16 protein-coding genes are annotated in these 20,710 nt (G+C 64.6%); 11 read left to right on the top strand and 5 right to left on the bottom strand.

Translation table 11 applies throughout. The features are described from left to right. Positions 1–33: 33 nt before the first annotated feature. Entirely contained in the window at positions 34–567 is a 534-nt protein-coding gene (locus MUN33_RS03025; RefSeq protein ID WP_244803431.1) for a peptidylprolyl isomerase, read from the bottom strand. Positions 568–770: 203 nt separating this feature from the next. On the opposite strand from MUN33_RS03025, the gene MUN33_RS03020 reads away from it, so the two are divergent. Beyond that, complete coding sequence (locus MUN33_RS03020) at positions 771–2,318, top strand: hypothetical protein (protein WP_244803430.1); 1,548 nt, start codon at positions 771–773, stop codon at positions 2,316–2,318. A gap of 109 nt (positions 2,319–2,427) precedes the next feature. Next, the gene (locus MUN33_RS03015) at positions 2,428–4,014 is read left to right on the top strand and encodes a flavin-containing monooxygenase (protein ID WP_244803429.1); all 1,587 of its coding nucleotides are present in this window, start codon (positions 2,428–2,430) and stop codon (positions 4,012–4,014) included. Here the strand turns inward: MUN33_RS03015 and MUN33_RS03010 are convergent. Then, positions 3,920–4,831, bottom strand: a complete 912-nt coding sequence (locus tag MUN33_RS03010; protein ID WP_244803427.1) for an EamA family transporter — start codon at positions 4,829–4,831, stop codon at positions 3,920–3,922. The genes MUN33_RS03015 and MUN33_RS03010 overlap by 95 nt on opposite strands. Before the next feature lie 66 nt (positions 4,832–4,897). Here MUN33_RS03010 and MUN33_RS03005 point away from each other — a divergent pair, with 66 nt between their 5' ends. Then, positions 4,898–5,827 (top strand): LysR family transcriptional regulator, encoded by a 930-nt coding sequence (locus MUN33_RS03005; RefSeq protein WP_244803426.1) that lies wholly within the window; start codon positions 4,898–4,900, stop codon positions 5,825–5,827. 26 nt (positions 5,828–5,853) lie between these two features. After that, positions 5,854–6,705, top strand: a complete 852-nt coding sequence (locus tag MUN33_RS03000) for an HAD family hydrolase (protein WP_244803425.1) — start codon at positions 5,854–5,856, stop codon at positions 6,703–6,705. A gap of 11 nt (positions 6,706–6,716) precedes the next feature. Here the strand turns inward: MUN33_RS03000 and MUN33_RS02995 are convergent, their stop codons facing one another. The 3 genes from MUN33_RS02995 to MUN33_RS02985 all read right to left on the bottom strand — a co-directional run bounded on the left by MUN33_RS02995 (position 6,717) and on the right by MUN33_RS02985 (position 8,336). Beyond that, positions 6,717–7,067 (bottom strand): hypothetical protein, encoded by a 351-nt coding sequence (locus MUN33_RS02995; protein ID WP_244803424.1) that lies wholly within the window; start codon positions 7,065–7,067, stop codon positions 6,717–6,719. Between the two features lie 13 nt (positions 7,068–7,080). Beyond that, positions 7,081–7,662 (bottom strand): hypothetical protein, encoded by a 582-nt coding sequence (locus MUN33_RS02990; RefSeq protein ID WP_244803423.1) that lies wholly within the window; start codon positions 7,660–7,662, stop codon positions 7,081–7,083. A gap of 332 nt (positions 7,663–7,994) precedes the next feature. Next, positions 7,995–8,336 carry a hypothetical protein gene (locus MUN33_RS02985; RefSeq protein ID WP_244803422.1) on the bottom strand — a complete coding sequence of 114 codons (342 nt, stop codon included), beginning with the start codon at positions 8,334–8,336 and terminating at the stop codon, positions 7,995–7,997. A 166-nt stretch (positions 8,337–8,502) separates the two neighbouring features. Here MUN33_RS02985 and MUN33_RS02980 point away from each other — a divergent pair, with 166 nt between their 5' ends. The 7 genes from MUN33_RS02980 to MUN33_RS02950 all read left to right on the top strand — a co-directional run bounded on the left by MUN33_RS02980 (position 8,503) and on the right by MUN33_RS02950 (position 20,697). Continuing rightward, positions 8,503–10,458, top strand: coding sequence for a hypothetical protein (locus MUN33_RS02980; protein ID WP_244803421.1), 1,956 nt, complete (start codon positions 8,503–8,505; stop codon positions 10,456–10,458). 9 nt (positions 10,459–10,467) lie between these two features. After that, complete coding sequence (locus MUN33_RS02975) at positions 10,468–12,066, top strand: class I SAM-dependent DNA methyltransferase (RefSeq protein ID WP_369414914.1); 1,599 nt, start codon at positions 10,468–10,470, stop codon at positions 12,064–12,066. After that, a complete protein-coding gene (locus MUN33_RS02970) occupies positions 12,063–13,283 on the top strand; it encodes a restriction endonuclease subunit S (protein ID WP_244803418.1) in 1,221 nt (406 codons plus the stop codon). Before MUN33_RS02975 ends, MUN33_RS02970 begins: the two co-directional genes overlap by 4 nt. Before the next feature lie 14 nt (positions 13,284–13,297). After that, positions 13,298–16,486: a type I restriction endonuclease subunit R gene (locus MUN33_RS02965; RefSeq protein ID WP_439647825.1), complete on the top strand. Its 3,189-nt coding sequence runs from the start codon at positions 13,298–13,300 to the stop codon at positions 16,484–16,486. Positions 16,487–16,572: 86 nt separating this feature from the next. After that, positions 16,573–17,541, top strand: coding sequence for an AAA family ATPase (locus MUN33_RS02960; protein WP_244803416.1), 969 nt, complete (start codon positions 16,573–16,575; stop codon positions 17,539–17,541). Then, on the top strand, positions 17,534–20,083 hold the full coding sequence (locus tag MUN33_RS02955) for a S8 family peptidase (protein ID WP_244803415.1): 2,550 nt from the start codon (positions 17,534–17,536) through the stop codon (positions 20,081–20,083). The genes MUN33_RS02960 and MUN33_RS02955 overlap by 8 nt, the downstream gene beginning before the upstream one ends. A gap of 77 nt (positions 20,084–20,160) precedes the next feature. After that, entirely contained in the window at positions 20,161–20,697 is a 537-nt protein-coding gene (locus MUN33_RS02950) for a hypothetical protein (RefSeq protein ID WP_244803414.1), read from the top strand. Positions 20,698–20,710 lie beyond the last annotated feature (13 nt).

Below are 20,710 nucleotides of genomic sequence, written 5' to 3'. Positions count from 1 at the left end.
TCGCCGGGGCCCCGGCGAAGAAACGCCTGGCGATCAGGCCACGTCCACGGACTCGATGACGACGTCCTCGGCGGGACGGTCCATGCGGTCGGTGGAGACGCGGGAGATCTTGGCGACGACCTTCTGGGACTCCTTGTCGGTGACCTCGCCGAAGATGGTGTAGCCGCCGTTGAGGTGGGGGTGCGCCCCGACGGTGATGAAGAACTGCGAACCGTTGGTGTCGCGGCCGGCGTTGGCCATGGCGACGAGGAAGGGACGGTCGAACTGCAGTTCCGGGTGGTTCTCGTTGGCGAACTGGTAACCCGGGCCGCCGCGGCCGGTGCCGGTCGGGTCGCCGCCCTGGATCATGAAGCCGTCGATGATGCGGTGGAAGAGCGCACCGTCGAAGAACGGTCCCTCGGTGGCACCGGAGGCGTTCTCCGTGGTGTAGGGGGCCTTCTCCTTGTCGCCGGTGGCCAGGCCGACGAAGTTCTTCACGGTGGCCGGCGAGTGGTCGCCGAAGAGGTCGATGGCGATGTCGCCGTAGTTGGTGTGCAGGGTCGCTGTCGCGGTTTTCTGAACAGTCATGGCCGCCAGGGTACCGGACGACCGTCCCGCACCCCTGATCGTCCGATTCGGGCTACCCTCGGGGGAAGATTTGGTTATCGTTGGATGACGACCCATCTTGTGTCGACAGAACAACCGTTAGTGAACTGACAGACAACCGACCGCTCCGCTGCTGCGCGGCTGCTCCGGTCGGCCGCCGGGAACGAGAAGGAGACGCACGGTCCATGGACCCGACTACCGCATTCACCGCGTTACGTGCCGCACGGCAGGTGTCATCGAGTCTCGGTGGCAGGCGCCGGAACGGTGACGTCCGCGACGTCTCCGGCCTCCACGCCCTGCGCCCCTCCGCCGACGACCGTCCGTCGCAGGACATCTCCTCGGCGCCGGGCCACCACCGGTTGATCGTGGAGAAGATCCTCGCCGAGGACCGGGCAGCCCGGTCCCTGGCGTCCCCGGCCCCCGGAACATCCGAGAGAAGAACCGCCTCGAAAGGACATACGGTGAGCAACGCCATCAAGAACAACACCACCCAGGGCCTCGACCACGCCGTACAGGAGGCCGAGAGCACTCTGGAGGCCCTGCATGACAGCAAGGCCGAGAAGCTCAGCAAGAAGGCCGCGAAGGCCACCCGCAAGGCCGACAAGGTCGGTTCGAAGGCGGAGAAGCGCCGCGCCAAGGCAGACAAGACGCAGGCCAAGGCCCTGAAGCGTCAGCACAAGGTCGCCAGGAAGGCCGCGGGCCGGAACGAGAGCCCGCGTGACCTCGTGGAGAAGCGGCTCTCGGCCGTCACCTCCGCCGCCGGTGACCGTGCCAGCGCGCTGGCCGACCAGGTGCGCCAGGCCCCCGACGCCGACTTCACCGACACCGTCACCCGCTGGGGCCGTAGCGCCGCCGAGCGTGGCGGCGAGCTGTTCCACCAGGCCCAGGAACGCGGTTCGGCCTTCCTCGAGTCCGACGCGGTCAGCGACGCGATCGACGATGTCCGGGATCGCGCGTCCCAGGTCGGCGAGGCCGGCCGTAAGGCAGCCAAGAAGAACAAGAAGAAGCTGACGAAGAAGTACGGCAAGGACGTCAAAGCCGCGAAGAAGAAGGCCGACAAGGCCGGCTCGTCGGCCCGCAAGTCCCTGGAGAACGCCTGGTCCCAGGCGTCCGAGGTCGCCTCCGAGGTCGGTGAGACCGCCAAGAAGGAAGGCGCCAAGGGCAGGAAGAAGGCCGCCAAGCAGGCGAAGAAGGCACGGAAGTTCGCGGAGAAGAACGCCCGGACCGCCAACAAGCAGCTCTCCCGTTCACAGCGCAAGATCAAGAAGACCGCCTCGAAGAAGGCGGAGAAGGTCCGCGCGAAGGAGCTGAAGAAGGCGGCGAAGGCGAACAAGAAGAAGCACACCGGACGTAACGTCCTGCTGCTCGCCATCATCGCCGCGGCTGTAGCGTTCGTCGCCCAGAAGGCCAAGGGCAGCGGGTCCGCCGCGCCGGCGAAGACCCCGCGTACCACCGGCGCCCCGGCCACCGGCGCCGCCGCGAAGCCGAAGGCCGCTGCCGCCAAGGCAGAGGAGAAGGCCGAGGAGAAGGTCCAGGAGAAGGTCGAGGAGGCCGCCGACACGGTCGCCGACAAGGCGGAGGACGTCAAGGAGAAGGCCACGGAGGTGAAGGAGGACGTCAAGAAGGATGCTCCTGCCGCCCCCGGTGCCCCCGGTGCTCCCGGTGCGCCGGGCGCTCCCGGTGCCCCCGGCGCCCCGAACACGGAGGACGACGGCGGTAAGCACCGCCTCTGAGTCGCCCTGACCGAGAACCCCCGTCCCGCCTGCGGCCGGGGGTTCTCCCGTACCCGCCGCGTCGTTGTTTTCGTTCCGGTGCGAACATGCAGGCAGTACAGTGGCGACCATGAGCACCTCGGACACCACCACCGACCATGTCCTCGACCTGCTGATCGTCGGCGCGGGGATCGCCGGCATCGACCTCGCCCACCATGTCGTGTCGGAGTTCCCCGGCTGGAACTGGAGGATCGTCGACTCCAACGACGACATCGGCGGCACGTGGAACACCTTCACCTACCCGGGGATCCGCTCGGACTCGGACATGGCGAGCTTCGCGCTGCCGTACAAGCCGTGGCCGCACAAAGGAACCCTCGGGGACGGGGAACACATCCGGGAGTACCTGCGCGACGCCGCCCGCGAGGACGGCTTCCTGCAGCGCATCCAGTTGAACACGTGGGTCAAGCGGATCAACTACGTCACCTCGGACGCCGTCACCGGCCCCCACTGGGAGGTGACCACCGTCCAGGCGTGGCGCCACGGACCCGACGACCGGCCGGATGCCCCGGAGACTGTCGAGACCGTGACCCGGGCACGTCGGGTCCACCTGGCCTGCGGCTACTACGACCACCGCGCCGGTTTCCAGCCGTACTTCGACGGCCAGGAGGACTTCACCGGCCAGTTGGTCCACGCCCAGCAGTGGCGTCCGGAGGAGCAGGGCGACGTCACCGGACGCAGGATCGTGATCATCGGCTCCGGCGCCACGGCGGTCACGTTGCTGCCGGCGTTGGCGGAGGACGGGGCGCAGGTGACCATGCTGCAGCGCACCCCGACGTGGGTGGCGGCGTTGCCGCGGTTCGACACCATCTCCACGATCTGGAGGACGCTGATCCCGAACAGGCGGGCCGCCCACAAGGTCGCGCGGGTCAACCACATCACCCGGGACATGGTGCAGTGGTACATCGCGAAGGGGGCGCCGTTCGTCTTCAGTGGTTTCCTGCACGCCCTGCAGCTGCTGTGGCTGAGCCCCGCACAGATCAGGAGGGACTTCACCCCGCCGTACCGGCCGTGGGACCAGCGGGTGTGCAAGGCGCCCGGAGGCGACATCTTCGCCGCGATCAAGCACCGGGGCGCGAAGGTCGTCACCGCCACGATCGACCGCCTCGTCCCGGAGGGCGTGCGGTTGACCGACGGGACGGTGCTGGAGGCGGACACGGTGATCGCGGCGACCGGGCTGCAGCTGCAGCTCTTCGGCGGTGCGGGGATCACGGTCGACGGGCAGCCCGTCGACCTGTCGCGGACGGTGGCCTACCGCGGGGTGCTGGTCTCGGGGCTGCCGAACCTGAGCTTCACAGTCGGTTACCTGAACCAATCGTGGACCACACGGGCCGACCTCACAGCCCGGTACCTGGTGCGGTTGTGGCACCACATGGTCAACCGCGGCGAGAAGGTCGCCGCCCCGGTGTTCCCGGGCGACGAGGTGGGGCGTCGTCCGTTGCTGGAGTTCGAGGCGGGCTACATCAGACGGTCACAGCACATCACCCCGCGTCAGGGCGACCGGTCGCCGTGGCTGTACCGCCAGGACTACCTGCGCGAGTGGCCGGAGCTGGCCCGCGGCGACCTCACTGTGGAGATGGTGTTCGACGACGCAGCAGTGGACGTCGCACGTGCCCTTCCTTCTGTGGCCGGGCGGTCCGCAGGTGTGCCGAGCACGTGATCCCGACGGACGCGGCGATGACGAGCACGATGGTCACGCCGCGCATCGCGGTCATCTCCTGGTCCAGCAGCGCGAAGCCCGCCAGTGCCGCGAAGGCCGGTTCCAGGCTGATCAACACGCTGAACACGGCGGCTGGCAGCTGCCGCAGTGCGGCGAGCTCCAGCGAGTAGGGGATCACGGAGGCCAGCAGTGCGGTCGCGACAGCCGGCACCAGCAGCCACGGTTCGGCGGTGAGGCCGTCGACGGCGCCGCGTCCGACGGGGGCGAGCATGAGCCCGCCGAGCAGCATCGCCACCGCCAGGCCCCCGGTACCGGCGATGCGGCGTCCCACGGCGGCGGAACCGACGATGTAGCCGACCCAGAACACCCCGGCGACCAGGGCCAGCAGCATGCCGACCGGGTCGAGGGCGGCGTCGGACAGGGCTTCGAGACCGAGGACGGCCATGCCGGCGGCGGCGAGCCCGACCCACACCAGGTCGCCGCGGCGGCGTGAGGTCAGTCCGGCGTAGACCAGCGGGCCGATGAACTCGATGGCCACGGCGGCGCTCATGGGGATGCGGTCCAGGGAGGCGTAGAAGAACCCGTTCATCGCGGCCATCATCACGGCGAAGAAGACCACGGCACGCCAGTCCCCCCGGGACCAGGCGCGCAGTGCCGGCCGGGCGACCAGCAGCAGGAGCGCGCCGGCGATGCTCAGGCGCAAGAAGGTGACACCCCAGGTGCCGAGGCTGCCGAAGAGGCCGACGGCCGTCGCCGCACCGAACTGCAGGGATGCGCAGGAGCCCAGGACGAGGGCCGAGGAACGGGTGATGCTCATGGCCCTATTCTGCGGTCCACGGCACCGGTTCGTCTATCTCAGGAATCTGAACGATAATGGTGAACCGTGCTGAACATTCACCGACTGACCCTGCTGCGGGAGGTGCACCAGCGCGGCACGTTGGCCGCCGTCGCCCGTGAACTGCACTACTCCCCGTCCGCGGTGTCCCACCAGCTCAGCCAGCTGGAACGTGAGGCCGGGGTCCCGTTGCTGGAGACGGCGGGCCGCGGGGTACGGCTCACCGAGGCCGCCCGCCGGCTAGTGGCCCGCACCGACGAGGTCCTGACGATCCTGGACACCGCCGAGGCCGAGCTGGCGTCGTCGCGTCCCGGCGCGGAGGGCACCCTGCGGGTGACGAGTTTCCAGTCGGCGTTGGCGACGATCCTGCCGACGGCGCTGACGATGCTGGAGAAACGCCATCCGGGGTTGAACGTCGAGGTCTACCACCGGGAGGTGGCCGAGGCTTTCGAGGGTCTGGCGGCGCACTCCTACGACGTGGTCATCGGCGACGAGTTCCCGGGGCAGCCGGAGCCGGTGCGTCCCGGGCTGCACCGGGAGGAGCTCTTCGCCGACCCGATGCTGCTGGTGCTGCCGACCACGGGGCGGTGGGCGTTCCCCGCCGAGGAACTCGGCGGGCTGGCGGACCTCGCGGACGTACCGTGGATCCTGGAGCCGGCGTCGATGCCGCAGGGCCGGTGGGAGCGGACCGTCCTGCGGGAGGCCGGGGTGGAGCCGCGGGTGAAGTGCGAGACCACCGACCCGATCCTGCGCGCCCACATGGCCCGGACGGGGCACGGGGTCACGGTGATCCCGGCGGTGCTGGCCGGGCCACATCTGGACCACACACAGGCGTTGGCGATGCCGGGGTCACCGCACCGGCAGTTGTTCACCGCGGTGCGCGACGGTTACGCCGGCCATCCCGGGGTGCGCGCGTTCCGTACCGCGCTGGGGGCGGCTGCCCGGCGGGAGTCGCCGGACACTCCGGAGACGCTCTGAGATGTTTCATGTGAAACCATGGGGGCATGACGGACACCCCGATCCCATGGACCGACCTCTCCCCCACCCCTGACCTCGGACTGGTGGTGCTCGACATGGACGGCACCCTGCTCCGGCCGGACGGCACCGTGCCCCCGGGCTTCTGGGACCTGCTGCCGGTGATGCAGGACCGCGGCATTGTGGTGGTGCCTGCCTCCGGGCGTCAGCACGCCACGTTGCGCGGGATGTTCGGCGGGCACGGGGTCCGCACCTACCTCGCCGAGAACGGCACCGTCGTGGTGCACGACGACGAGGTCGTGGCCACCTCCCCCCTGTCCGGGACGACGGTGCAGCAGTGCATCTCCGCGGTGCGGGGGACGGACCGTCGGCTCGGCCTGGTGGTGTGCACCCCCGAGGTCGCCTATGTGGAGAACACGGAGCAGGAGTTCCTCGACGAGGCCGCGAAGTACTACCGCTCCCTCGAGCAGGTCGACGACCTCACCGCCGTGGACGACCCGGTGGTCAAGGTCGCGGTGTTCTGCTTCGGTTCCGCCGAGGACGCCGCCCCTGACCTGTTCACCGGCGAGGACGCCCCCGCCGCCGAGGTGGCCCGGACCGATGCGGTGGTGATCTCCGGGGCGAACTGGATCGACATCATGCGCGCGGACGCCAACAAGGGCGCCGCCCTGCGTGACCTCCAGGAGACGCTGGACGTCTCCCGGGCGGACACCGCGGTCTTCGGCGACTACCTCAACGACCTGGAGATGATCGGCGAGGGCGACCTGTCCTTCGCCATGGCCAACGCGCACCCCGGCATCACCGCCGCGGCGAACTACACCGCCCCGGCCAACACCGAGGACGGCGTGGTGCAGGTGCTGCGGCGCCTGCTGGGCGTGTGACCGGAGAACGCCTACAGGAACTGCCGACGACGATCCTCAGACAGGGTGCGGGGAAGCTCGAGGAACCGCTCCTCCCACAACGCCGCGACACGGAGCGATTTCGTTACCGTCTCCCATTCCTCCACCAGCCGGTCCTTGTTCACGACGTCGCACAGCGAGACGAGGTCGATCTCGTCGAGCAGCCTGCTGTAGGCCATCGCGCGACCGGCAGCTGTCCCCAGGTCCACGACCGTTCCCCTGCAGGACCGAGGTAACGGGATCGTACCTGCGGTGGGGCCGTGGAGATCCTCCAGGCTGTCCGGCACCGCGTACGGTTTGGCCTGCCAGTAGCGCTGACCGGGCACGTCACTATTGCTGGTCATGGTACGAATTCTCTCAGTTTCCCGTCGGAGGAACGAGCAATTGACGGGGGACAATCTGATTTCCCGCAGCATCATGCACCGGGAGCGGAGATATATCGGACTCCAGACCGTTCACGCATGTTCCGGTATTTCGTAGGCTGTCGATTTCAGCGTTGATCCTCTCCACTGTATCTGGCTCCAGGGGGATCGACTTCTCCCCTTCCTCCGTACCGGTGATCAGGGTGAACCGGTCCTCCTCGGAAACGCTTCCGTCCGGGAGCGCGGCCCGTGCGAGGTAGCACGGCATCAGGTGGAGGATATCCGCACCTCCTTCCTTCAGCTCGATCTTGTGGGCACCGGGAGCCACAACGGGCATCATCTTGCCGAGAAATTCGACGCCGACGACCTCGGTGCCCCGCAATCCGGGGTTACGGAGTATGTACTGCGGGTACGCCCCGGTAGGTAGGACATCTGGGTCGATATAGGCTTCCCTGATATCCGGCGCGTCGCGCTCTCTCCCTTCGACATCGAAAGTGTAGGCGGCGTATGCGATCGCCGTGGTTGCCAGGAAAGTAAGCGCACCTAGCCACAGGGACCACTTTTCATATCGTTTCATCTATTCATTCCCTCCCATGCCACGCAGCTGCTTCTCGAACTTCCAGGCCCGTCGGAGCCGTAGGACGTGGACGATGCAGAGGCTCACGCTCGACACTCCAGAAACGGCAAGGAGAACGAGCAGCCAGGTGTTATGCACGGTGCACAGTGATATGACGACTGCCACTGAGATGCTCACTGATCCGCACAGTTGCCAGGCGCTGGTCCTTGTGCGACGGGTGAGATTCCCCTCCCGCTTCCGTTCCCGGCCTGCCCGCCACAAGCTGTACATGGAGAATATGAGGACCCCGATGCACACGGCGTCAAGAACAGTCATTCCCATCGTCACGCCTCCTACAGCCACTTCGCGTATCGCTGCTCGAACTCTTCGTAGGAGTCACAGCCGGCACCGTTCATGATGTCGGTGTACGTCAGTGCCTCGAACTCTTCCCACGTGGCCTCCTTCACCGGTTCCTTCCGTTCCCGTTGAGCGACGGCGGCGTTGAGTTCTTCGAGGTAGAGGGCGCGGACGACCTGTTCCGCCCGTCCTACTGACATGTGCTGGACGGTGACGAGCGCATTGTAGTGGTCGGCCATCTGCTTCTCGTACCCGCAGAGATCGTGCTCAGACGTCGCGGGATCGTACGCCAGCAGGCTGGCCCGGATGTCTTCTGTAGGGATGGGCAGGGTGTACATTCTCTGCTCCTTACTGAGAGTGGTGTTGGTCATGCGGTTATCGTGCCCGCCGTACGAGCGACAGTACACAGATCGTCGCGATAAGTCCTCTTATCACTTAAGTCCTTTTTGATGACCATGTGGGCTGATACCGTGGCAGTCAACCATTCCGAGGAGGTGGACACCGATGACCACAATCCGACCAGCGACCCTGTCGATGCAGGCGATCTCCGACCTTGCCCAGGTGAAGCGACCCGTGGTGTCGTTGTGGCGGTCCCGCTACGCCGAGTCGGACACTCCGTTCCCGTCCCCCGTGCAGACCGACCCGCTCCGTTTCGACGCGTCCGAGGTCGCGGACTGGCTCGAACGGACCGGCCGGGGAAACAACCGCGACGCCGCCGCGGAGAACCCCCTGCATGCGGACCTGCGCGAGAGACTCTTCGCCACCCCGGACGACACCTCGGCGCTCCTGCTGCTGGCCCACCTCCTCGGCGAACCGTTGGACGACTACTATCCGGAGGACCTCCCCGAAGTCGTGTCCTACTGGCGTGTCGAACCCGTACTGTCTGTGCAGGACGTCGAGGTCGCCGTCGCACGCACAGACATTTCCGAGATCGACACCTTGGTGGAAGCCGCGTTCTCGGCGTCGGCGACACTGGATCTGCTGGTCGCGTCGTTCGGAGACCGGGACGGAGCCTGGGCCCCGGAGGCGTTGACGGTTCCGGCACGACACCTTGTCGGCTCGATCATCGCCGAGGTATTCCATGACCGCCGCGACCGACGTATCGTCCCCGCCGGGCCCGGAGGCATGACGCTTCTGGATGCCGCGCTCGAACAGTTCGCCGAGCAGGACAGCCCCGTAGTCGACTACCGCACGGACGCGTTGTCCACTCCCGCCGACCGCGCAGCCTGGCGTCGACTTCTCGCCCGTGACCTTGACGTGTCGCCCTATATGGAGGACCGCAACCCTCTTCCGTTCACGCTGGACGACATGTCGTACCTGCACATCTTCCAGTGGCAGTGCCTTGGCGGCGCAGACGATTTCCTCGATCGCGTCGAGGACATCGTGATGGGTCTCGGTGTGGACGATGTACTCGTCGTCGTCGGCCCGGCGTCAGCGATGATCGACGCAGATGAGGCCTCGCGTCGGCGCCGACTCCTCACTCCCAGGGAGGGGCACAGCGCCCCTCTGCGGTACTGCGCTGAACTGCCGAAGGGGATGAGCCGTTTCGGCGGGCGGCGCCGTCTGGCGTTGTGGGTTTTCGCTCCGTCGATGACCGAGGCCACGGTGATCGGCACGCACGGCGGGCACCGTCTCGACGATTCACTCGCCTCGTCCCTGGCAGCGGACGTCGTCGTGTCCACTTCTGACCGGGAGGACATCTTCTCCCACGCGTTCCGCACCAGCCGTGTTCTGGCCACTGAGCGGTTCGTCACCCAGGAGGCTCTCACCTCCGGAGCGGAGTTACCGGAGACGACGTCCGGCGGTGACAGTCTGGCCCGGGTATGGGAGTTGCAGGGTGATGTTCTCGACGGCGTGACCCTGGAGGCATCGGATGCCCACCCGCGCCGTGTCAGTTTCGGGTCGGCGTCCACGCGCTACGGCAAGGACATGGCCGGCCACCGGATTCCCGCCGATGAGCTCACCACGCCCGGCCCGGGCACGGTCGTGGTGTGGGGTGCTCCGGAGATTCGTTCCACAGGGGCTGTGGACAGCCGTGCAATCAACCGCCTCACGTTGGAACAGGTCGCCCCACAGACACAGTTCACCGAACCCGGGGATGTCGTCTACGTCACCGCGCGCGGAGAACCTGCGGCGATCGTCGACAGGGCGGGTGGGCATGTCGTGGAGTATCCGGCCCGCGTCTTCCGTTGCGGTGCTCCGGATGACGGACTGCAGTTGCTGCCGGAGGTTGTCACCGCCGACATCAATGCGGAACAGCGGAAAGACCGGAAGTCCTGGCAACTACGGCTCACGCCGACGGACCGGGCACCCACCGTCACCGAGACCGTGACACGGTTGGAGCAACGCCGGGACCAACTCTACGAGCAACTCTCCCGGCTCAATGAGCTACAGACCACGTTGATTGACGGCCTGTCCAGCGGAGCCCTCCGCGAGGCAGACGACCACAGTGACAATTAAGGACATGACGTGACAACGAAAACAGCACCGACCCCGTCCTCCGCGAAGGAGCTGAAGGACACACTATGGAAGGCCGCGGACAAGTTGCGCGGTTCCATGGATGCCAGCCAGTACAAGGACGTGGTCCTGGGCCTGGTGTTCCTGAAGTACGTCTCTGACGCCTTCGATGACCGTCGGGCGGCGATCCGTGAGGAGCTGGCGGGAGAGGACGAGGAGTACATCACCGAGACCCTCGAGGACGCTGACGAATACACCTCGGCCGGCGCTTTCTGGGTTGCCCCGGAAGCACGGTGGTCGTTCATCGCGGAGAACGCGAAGGGACGGATGAGCCCGACGACGGGTGAGCATCAGACCGTCGGTGATCTGATCGACGCGGCAATGCGCACCTTGTCCACCGACAATGCGTCTCTGGAGGGCACATTGCCGGCGAACTACGGCCGGGACAACATCGATCAGCGCAGGCTCGGTGAATTGATCGACCTGTTCAACTCCACCCAGTTCGGCGGGGACGGTGCCACGCGTGCCCGTGACCTGTTGGGCGAGGTCTACGAGTACTTCCTGGACAAGTTCGCCAAGGCTGAAGGGAAGCGGGGTGGGGAGTTCTACACTCCCCCGGTGCTGGTACGGACGTTGGTGGAGATCCTGGAGCCCTACGAGGGCCGGATCTACGACCCGTGCTGTGGGTCGGGTGGCATGTTTGTGCAGGCGGAGAAGTTCCTGGAGCGTCATGACCAGGATCCGACGCAGTTGGCGGTGTGGGGCCAGGAGCTCAATGAGCGGACGTGGCGGATGGCGAAGATGAACCTCGCGATTCACGGCATTGACGCGATGGGCCTGGGGTCCCGCTGGGGTGACACGTTCGCCCGCGACTATCACGCGGACAAACAGATGGATTTCGTGCTTGCCAATCCCCCGTTCAACATCAAGGACTGGGCACGCACGGAGGATGATGCCCGGTGGCGTTATGGTGTGCCGCCGAAGCGCAATGCGAACTATGCGTGGATGCAGCACATCATCTCGAAGCTGGATGTGCAGGGCGAGGCCGCTGTGGTGATGGCGAACGGCACGATGGCGTCGAACACGGGTGGCGAGGGCAAGATCCGTGAGGCGATGCTGGACGACGATGTGGTGTCGTGCGTGATCGCGATGCCCCCGAACCTGTTCCGGTCGGTGGCGATCCCGGTGTGCGTGTGGTTCTTCTCGATGGACAAGGGTATCGGTGCGAGGGGGAAGACAGATCGCCGTGGGGAGGTGTTGTTCATTGATGCCCGGGAGATGGGCCACATGGTGGACCGGGTGGAGCGTACCTTCTCTGATGAGGACATCGACACGATCGCGAACACGTACCGGACGTGGCGTGGTCGCGAGTCTGCGGTGGGCGAATACGAGGATGTTCCGGGTTTCTGCAAGCGGGTAAAGCTGCAGGAGATCGAGCAGGCCGGTTACGCGATGACCCCGGGCCGCTATGTCGGCGCGCCGGAGGCAGAGGAGGACGATGAGCCGATTGACGAGAAGATCGCCCGACTCACTGAAGACTTGACTGCAGCACTGGACGAGTCCGCTCGACTGGACGCTGTCGTGCGCGCGCAGCTGGGGAGGTTGAAGTGACGAACGTAAATTTTGGCCAAATCGTCGAAAAAGTCATTGGCGGAGGCTGGGGTGAGGAACACCCTAGCTCTGGCCTGACCCCTGTACGAGTTCTCCGCGGCGCGGACTTTCCAGCCGCACAACATAAGAACATCGGAAAACTTCCGTGCCGGTATGAGAAAGAGAAAGTAGTCGATTCCAGGACCCTTCGCGCTGGCGATATTGTTCTAGAGATATCTGGTGGCACAAAGGATCGACCGACCGGAAGAACGGTCCTCATCTCTGCAGACATGGTCAGTAAATCGAATATTGATCTGATCCCAGCAAGCTTCTGCAGGCTAATACGTCCTGATCACAATTTCGTTGACTCCCGATGGCTCTACTATCACCTTCAGAACTGGTGGAACCAAGGAGGTTCGTGGGAGTACCAAAACCAGTCCACGGGAATATCGAACTTCCAGTACAAGCTTTTCTCAGAAACATACACTTTCCGTCTTCCAAGTTTCCATACTCAAGAATCGGTCGCCAATGTTCTCGCCCCTCTGGACGACAAGATCGCAGCCAACACGCAAGCCATTGAAGTCGGACGCGAACTGCTTCGCTCTCGATGGAACCGACTATCCAAAGACGCCTCCACAGTCTTCGACCTGCAGGACATCGTCGACATCAACCCTAAGCTGCCCACCGTAAAGGAGCCGACAGCTCCTTACCTCGACATGAAGAACCTCCCGGAGCGCGGCCTCCTCGTCACAGAGTGGGGAGAACGTGATCCGAAAGGTGGTGCCCGTTTCCAGAATGGGGACACCCTCCTCGCGAGAATTACCCCCTGCTTCGAGAATGGCAAGGCAGCGTGGGTCGACTTCCTGGAGGAAGATGAAATATGTTATGGATCCACTGAATACATCGTCCTCCGTGCACGACATGAGATTCCTCCCGTTGTCCCTTACCTCGTCGGCACTAGCGACCGGTTCCGCGAGTTCGCTTCGCAGCGGCGTACCGGGACGTCTGGTCGACAACGAGTCCAGGCGAAAGAACTGGCCGACTATTCGGTACCACTACCAGATCCCGAACGTCTGAAAGAGTTCGAGGAATTCTCCGATGCACTGCTCCGCCGTCTCGGAGCAGCCCGCAATGAATCCCGCACCCTCGCCGCCGCCCGCGATGAACTCCTCCCCCTGCTTATGAGCGGCAAGATCACCGTCCGTGACGCAGAGAAACGAGTAGAGAAAGAGGTCTGACCACCATGGAACCACTGATGAACGAAGACGCGTGGGAAGCACGCACCCTCGACCTGCTCGCACGCTCCGAGTGGCCCACCCTGCACGGCACCAACATCTCACCCGGCTCCGGCCAACGCGACAACTGGGGAGACCTCGTCCTGCACACCACGCTGACCAAAGCGCTGATGGTGCTCAACCCCGACGTGCCCCAGGAGTACCTCCACCAAGCCACCAACGAGGTCCTCACCCCCAAGTCGCAGGACGCCATCACCGAGAACAACCGCATCCACGACATCCTCATCAGGGGCTACCGCGGCATCACCTACATCGACAACGACGGGCAGCAGGTCAACCCCGTCATCACCTTCCTGTCCGCCAACGTGGACAAGAACACCTACCACGCCGTCAACCAGGTCACCCTGCGCAACAACGGCAAGGAACGCCGCTTCGACATCGTCTGCTACGTCAACGGCCTCCCCCTGGCCTTCTTCGAGCTGAAGAACGCCGCCAGCACCTCCACGCCCGAAGACGCCTACAACCAGCTGCAGACCTACATCGACGAATTCCCCACCGCCTTCCGCTTCGCCCAGGTCATCGTCGCCAGCGACGGCATCAACGCCCGCTACGGCACCCCCTTCACCCCCTGGCACCACTTCGCCCCCTGGAACGTCGACGACGACGGCCGCCTCGCCGACGACACCGTCCTCGGCGACGACGGACTCCCCGCCGACGGCCTCGACCTGCTCGTCGACGGCATCTTCAACATCGAACGCTTCAACCAGCTCATCCGCGAATTCATCGCCTACGACCAGAGTGACCAAGGCCTGGCGATGCGCATCGCGAAACCCCACCAGTACTTCGCCGTCACCAAAGCCGTCGGCAGCACCGTCCACGCCGTCGACAGCGACGGACGGGCCGGTGTGGTCTGGCACACCCAAGGCTCCGGAAAGTCCATGGAGATGGAACTCTACGCTGCCGCGGTGATGCAACACCCACGCCTGGCGAACCCCACGATCGTCGTCGTCACCGACCGCACCGAACTCGACAGCCAGCTCTTCGACGGCTTCCAGACCAGCACCCTGCTCCCCGAAGCCCCGGCACAGGTCGCCTCCCGCGACGAACTGCGCCAGCAACTCAGCGCCCGCGGTAGCGGCGGCATCCTGTTCACCACGCTCCAGAAGTTCGGCCTCACCCGGGCTGAACGAGACTCTGGCGCCGACCACCCGGTGCTCTCCGAACGCCGCAACATCATCGTCATGGTCGATGAAGCCCACCGCAGCCACTACGACAACATCGACGGCTACGCGGCCCACCTCAAAAATGCCCTGCCCCACTCCACTCTCATCGCCTTCACCGGCACACCCATCGCCGAAGGGGAACGCGACACCCGCCGCGTCTTCGGCGACGACATCGACATCTACGACCTCAACCGCGCCGTCGCCGACGGAGCCACTGTCCCCGTCTACTTCGAGTCACGACTGATCAAGCTCAACCGTGCCGACGACCTCGACGACGCAGACATCGACGACGCAGCCGAAGAGGCCACCACCGGGCTCGACGACGCCGACAAGGACCGCCTGCAACGCAGCGTCACCGTCCTCGACACTGTCTACGGCGCACCTCAGCGAGTCGCCACCCTCGCTCACGATGTTGTCCGGCACTGGGAGGACCGCCGGGAGTCAATGCAGCAGTTCGTCGGCGGCCCGGGTAAAGCCATGATCGTCTGCGCCACCCGGTCCATCGCGGCACGCCTCTACGAGGAGATCACCACCCTGCGTCCCGACTGGCATAGCGACACCGACGACAAGGGGAAGGTCAAGGTCGTCTACACCGCCAGTCCCACCGACACCGCCGACATCCGGAAACACATGCGACGGCCCAGTGCCACTGCCGCGGTGAAGAAGCGTCTCAAAGACCCAGACGACGACCTCGAGATCGTCATCGTCAAGGACATGATGCTCACCGGCTTCGACGCCCCGGCGCTGCACACCCTGTACGTCGACCGGCCTCTCAAAGGCGCGCTGCTGATGCAGACCCTCGCCCGGGTGAACCGCACCTTCCGCGGCAAGACCGACGGGCTGCTCGTCGCCTACGCGCCCCTGGTCGACAACCTCGCCAAGGCGCTCAAAGAGTTCACCACTGATGCGGCGGAGAGCGGAAGGAAGGTGCTCGGACAGTCCACCGATGAAGCCGAGAGCATCGTCCGCGATCTACTGGTTTCCCTCGACGAGCTCGTTGACATCGACTGGCGGGCCGCGGTCGAACACAATCCGCAACAAGGCTGGCTCCGCGCCGTCCGCGAGGCCACGTCCCGGCTCCGCTCCCCACGTACCCCAGGCAACACCGACCCGGAGGATCCGGAAGCACGCCCCCTCGCAGACTCCTTCCGTGACCTCTCCAGCAAACTCGCCCGCGCCGCCGCGCTGGCTGGCGGTACCTCCACCTTCAATGAACTGCGCCCCCAGGTGAAGTTCTACACCGACATTCGCACCTGGATGGCCAAGCTCGATGCCCAGGACCGGGTCGCCCGCGGCGAACCCATCCCCGACGACATCCGGCGTCTCCTCGGTGACATCGTCGTCACCGCCGCAGAAACGGACGGGGTGGTCGACATCTACTCCGAGGCCGGACTGGAGCGTCCCTCCCTCGACCAGTTGACCCCGTCGTGGGAAAAGGACGCCGCCACGGCGGACAAGGCGCAGCTCGCGATCGAGGGACTGCGGGCCGACATCCTGCGTGAGGCCAACGTGGCGACCAACGGCAACGAGGTCCGGCACGCCATGTTCTCCGAGCGGATCAACAAACTCATGGCCCGATACACCAACCAGCAGCTCACCGCCGCACAGGTGATCTCCGAACTCGTGGAGCTCGCCAAGGAAGTCGTGGAGGAAGCGAACCGCGGCAACCGGTTCGAGCCACCACTGCACACCGACGAGTTGGCGTTCTACGACATGCTCGCCCGCGAGGACGACACCGCCATCGACGTGATGGGCAGTGACACTCTCGCCGTCATCGCCCGCGAGCTCGTGGCGACGATGCGCCGGGACATCCGCACCGACTGGACCGTGCGTGACGACGTGAAAGCCAAACTGCGGTCCAACATCAAACGCCTGCTACGCAAATACAAGTACCCGCCGAGCAAGCAGAAGGAAGCCGTGGTCCAGCTGATGCAGCAGATGGAGGCGATGGCGCCGCGCTTCGCTGAAGAAGGTGTCCGGTAACCTTGCCCTGCTCCACTCACTTCACGTCCACTCCCTACGCTACAGTGAAGCCACTGTACGTGATCGACTGTGGAGGGAGGCGTGCCGTGGCGGGCCTGGGCGAACAGATCACCGCGATGGTGCGCAGCCATGCGTCGGGGGACGACTCCACCTTCTACTCGGTTGCACTGCAAGTAGCGGCCAAAGAGGCCAAACGGGGACATCATGTTCTCGCCGGGGACATCAAGAAAGCCGTGGACGCGTCACGGGCACAGCCCCCGTTGCGCAATGTCACCTCGCTTGACCGTCCACGCGGCGACTTGGCCGAACTTGTCGAGGCTTCCGAACCGGATGTCCGTCTGAGCGACCTTGTTCTTCCGCGCGAGCTGCATGACCAGGTAGTCCAGGTTCTTGCCGAGCAACGACAGCGGAGGGTACTCCTCGACCATGGTTTCGCGCCTGCCCACCGACTCCTGCTTGAAGGCCCGCCGGGGACCGGTAAGACCATGACGGCCTCGGTACTCGCCACCGAACTGTCGCTGCCGATGTACACCGTCCGACTCGACGGGCTCCTGAGTAAGTTCATGGGTGAGACCGCAGGCAAATTGCGAACCGTATTCGACGCAGTGGCACGACACCGCGCTGTGTATCTCTTCGACGAATTCGATGCTCTCGGTGCTGACCGGTCAGGCAACGACGTCGGCGAAGCCCGCCGCATACTCAACTCCTTCCTGGTCTTCCTTGAAGATGCCAGCCCAGAATCCCTCGTTCTGGCCGCGACGAACCATCGCAGCATTCTCGACAAGGCACTTTTCAGACGTTTCGACGCTGTCCTGGCATACAGTCTTCCCGACGCTCGGCAGGCGACCGCCGTGATGCGTGCCCGTCTAGGGACACTGGCACAGGGAACCAGCATGGCGAAGCTCGGAGCATTAACGGAGGGTCTGAGCCATGCCGAGCTGGTCAAGGCTGCGGAGTCTGCCGCCAAGGCGGTACTCATGCGTGGCAAGACTCGCGTCGAACGCGACGATGTGGTGAATGCCTTGACTACACGGAGGGCGGCAAGTCTTGGCTGACGAACACCACACTCTCGACCACCTCTTCGTCGCAGGATTCTCCGATACGAGAGAGTTTTCAGCACGACGAGGCGGTAAACAGCGAGTCCGCACTGTTGATCGCCGAAGTCACGGCAACAAGGTCCTCACGGATACCAATAAAGCTCTTACCGAGACCGACCTTCGCAGAAAGGCACTCAGCGATCTCGACGACAGGCTCAGGGCGACGGGATCCATCATCGTCATCGAAGGTGACAGCGCTAAGTATCCACTCAAGCTTGACAAGCTCAGCAAACTGACACCGCACCGTACCTCACCAAAGCAGCCACAGTGGCTACTTCTTTCATTTCACGCGGCGACGGACGATCTACCGGAGCGTGCAGTAGTGTGGGTGTCTGACGACCATCGGGAGACATTCCTGAAGCTCTTTCAGGACTTCCTGGAGAAGGAGACTCGGAACAGCAACCCGAAAAACCACGAACTCATCGCGAACATGGCCGAAGTCCGGGCAGCGTTCCTCAGGGATCTATGGACGTCCGACGGCGAGCCTCCGACTCGCGGGAAACACTGGTGGCAACTGTGGCTCCGTTCCACGGAGGAAGCCCTGCCAGCGTTTGAGGCATTTGCGGACATGTTCGGACTACGGAGACGCGAACGGTCACTTCAACTATCGGGCCGCCTCGTAGTCTGGGTCGAAGCAACGTGGGAAGAACTCATCCCCCTCCCCTCGACACCCGTTCCGATCGCCGAGATCCGTAGCCCTGACTTCATCGACACTGTGGAAGACCTGAGTCGAATGATCCAACAGGAGCACGTTACCGATCTGGCGGATCGGGTGACCCCGCCCGACCTGGATGCACCGGCCGTCTGCCTTCTCGACAGCGGAGTCCTACGCGCTCATAGTCTGCTCCGCGATGCTCTCGCACACAGCGACCACCAGGCGATCAACGGTTGGCCGGCCGATAACACCGCCACGCACGCACACGGCACCTCCATGGCCGGGCTTGCGCTGTACGGGCCCCACCTCGACGACCATTTCACCACGACTCAAACGGTCCCTCTACTCCATCGACTCGAATCCGTACGTATGGTTCCCGATCGTCGAGAACCAAAAATCGAGATAGCCGATCGCGGAACAGCAACAACGGAGGCCGTCGCCCTCCCCGAGATCACTTACCCGAGGCCCCGGGTTTTCTGCCTCACACTGAGTTCCACACCCGATGGTCGACCAGGGGAACCGACACTGTGGTCTGCGGCAATCGACGCGATCGCCGCAGGAACGGACAGCATGCGTGAAGGTGATCAGTTCCGTCTGATCTCTGATCCCGACCCTCACAGCAGCCGCCTGTTCGTGATAGCGGCCGGCAACCTCAACCCTCCGCACTACCAGGAGAAACATCGTCAGGCTTCTGCTGTCTCAGCGATTCAGGACCCTGCCCAGGCATGGAATGCCCTGACCGTCGGTGCATCGACCCAACTCACAGAACGCCCCTCAGACGCACAGCACGACAGCTGGTCGCCGATTGCAGCCTCTGGGGACCTCTCACCACACAGCAGCACGTCACTCCTGTTTGACCACTCGAAATGGCCGTTGAAGCCGGACATCTGCATGGAGGGAGGGAATGTCCTCAGCGACGGCAAGAACATTCACGAGCGTCATCCGCTGTTGTCGCTACGTTCAACAGGAGTCACATCAGATACCGCTTTAACGTCCGCTAACGCAACAAGTGCAGCGACTGCGCAGGCAGCCCGGCTCGCGGTCCTTGCGATGCAGCGTTACCCCGACTACTGGCCGGAAACTATCCGTGGCCTTCTGCCGCATTGCGCAGAATGGACGCCATCGATGAAGCGTGAGATCGACACAGCTCGACGGGGCAGTAAACATGAGATCGAGGTTCTGCTCCGGACGTTCGGCTGGGGCGTACCGACCGAGGACGCTGTCCTGAACTCCTCACGGCAGGCAGTCACGCTCGTCACTCAGGATCAGTTCACCCCCTTTGAGGGGAGAGAGTTCTCCATGCGCTCCCTTCGCCTGCACGACCTTCCTTGGCCCGCGGAAGCACTCGAAGCGCTGGGTGAGAAGGATGTACGTCTCCGAGTGACCTTGTCCTACTTCATCGAACCGTCCGCATCACGTCGTGGATGGCAGAGGCGCCACAGCTATGCCTCCCACGGCCTTCGCTTCGATCTCCAGGACTCCACTGAAACACAACAGCAGTTCATCGCACGCGTGAGCAACACAGCACAACGGGAGGAAGAAGGGAATTCACCGGGCAAGGATGCGTCCAAACGATGGACCCTCGGCCCTCGCCGACAAGGACTCGGGTCACTCCACCAGGACGACTGGTACGGCACCGGTGCCGAGTTATCCCGTTGCAACAGCCTCGCGGTGTTCCCCGTGGGTGGATGGTGGAAGTACAACAAACGTACCGGCCGTGAGGGTCAACCAGTTCGATACGCACTCCTACTGTCCCTGCAGACACAGGAGGAAGGTGTCGATCTCTATACTCCGATCGCCACACAACTTCAGGTTCCCGTCCCCACCATGATCGACACCCCCTGACCCAACACCACACACCCCGCATCCTGACTGGTAAACATGGCTGTAGTGAACCATTCAGACGTGGAGAGAGAACACCCATGACACGACACCGCTCCGTCGCCGCTTCCCTGGCGGCCGTCCTCGCCCTCGGGGCCGTCACCGCCTGCAGCGACGACGACAGCACCGCAGACCCCAGCTTCACCACGGAAACCACGACAACCACTGAGACTTCGACGACCTCAGCCACCTCAGAGCCCGAGATCCCCGAGGGCCACATCGCCGTCTCCTCCTCCGGTGGTGGCCCGATCGCGCTGACCACCAGGGACACCCCGGAGGGTGAGCCGCAGCAGGTGACCGGCCGCCTCATCGTCGGCCCCGGCTCCTGTTTCGCGCTCAAGCGGCCCAACGGCCGGGGTAACGATGGCGAGAACGCGCCCCGTCCCCTGGTGCTGCCCGTCGGCTCCGAGTTCGTCACCCGGGGCGACCGTCCGTCGGTCACGCTGCCGGGCAAGGACACCGTCTACGTCGGCGAGACCATGGACGTCGAGGCCGTGTCCATGCCGTTCAACGAGCTCGACGGACTGCCGGACCCGTGTGCCCGCGGCGCGGCGGAGTCCGGTCTCGTGGTGAACTGAGCCCCACCGGACC

The organism is Corynebacterium kalidii (assembly GCF_022869005.1).
GTDB classification, from domain to species: Bacteria; Actinomycetota; Actinomycetes; order Mycobacteriales; family Mycobacteriaceae; genus Corynebacterium; species Corynebacterium kalidii.
This window is presented reverse-complemented; position numbering and strand designations above follow the sequence as displayed.

Coding starts and splice junctions, on each gene's coding strand:
- MUN33_RS03025 (WP_244803431.1), bottom strand. CDS start 567: ATGACTGTTCAGAAAACCGCGACAGCGACCCTGCACACCAACTACGGC.
- MUN33_RS03020 (WP_244803430.1), top strand. CDS start 771: ATGGACCCGACTACCGCATTCACCGCGTTACGTGCCGCACGGCAGGTG.
- MUN33_RS03015 (WP_244803429.1), top strand. CDS start 2,428: ATGAGCACCTCGGACACCACCACCGACCATGTCCTCGACCTGCTGATC.
- MUN33_RS03010 (WP_244803427.1), bottom strand. CDS start 4,831: ATGAGCATCACCCGTTCCTCGGCCCTCGTCCTGGGCTCCTGCGCATCC.
- MUN33_RS03000 (WP_244803425.1), top strand. CDS start 5,854: ATGACGGACACCCCGATCCCATGGACCGACCTCTCCCCCACCCCTGAC.
- MUN33_RS02995 (WP_244803424.1), bottom strand. CDS start 7,067: ATGACCAGCAATAGTGACGTGCCCGGTCAGCGCTACTGGCAGGCCAAA.
- MUN33_RS02990 (WP_244803423.1), bottom strand. CDS start 7,662: ATGAAACGATATGAAAAGTGGTCCCTGTGGCTAGGTGCGCTTACTTTC.
- MUN33_RS02985 (WP_244803422.1), bottom strand. CDS start 8,336: ATGTACACCCTGCCCATCCCTACAGAAGACATCCGGGCCAGCCTGCTG.
- MUN33_RS02980 (WP_244803421.1), top strand. CDS start 8,503: ATGACCACAATCCGACCAGCGACCCTGTCGATGCAGGCGATCTCCGAC.
- MUN33_RS02950 (WP_244803414.1), top strand. CDS start 20,161: ATGACACGACACCGCTCCGTCGCCGCTTCCCTGGCGGCCGTCCTCGCC.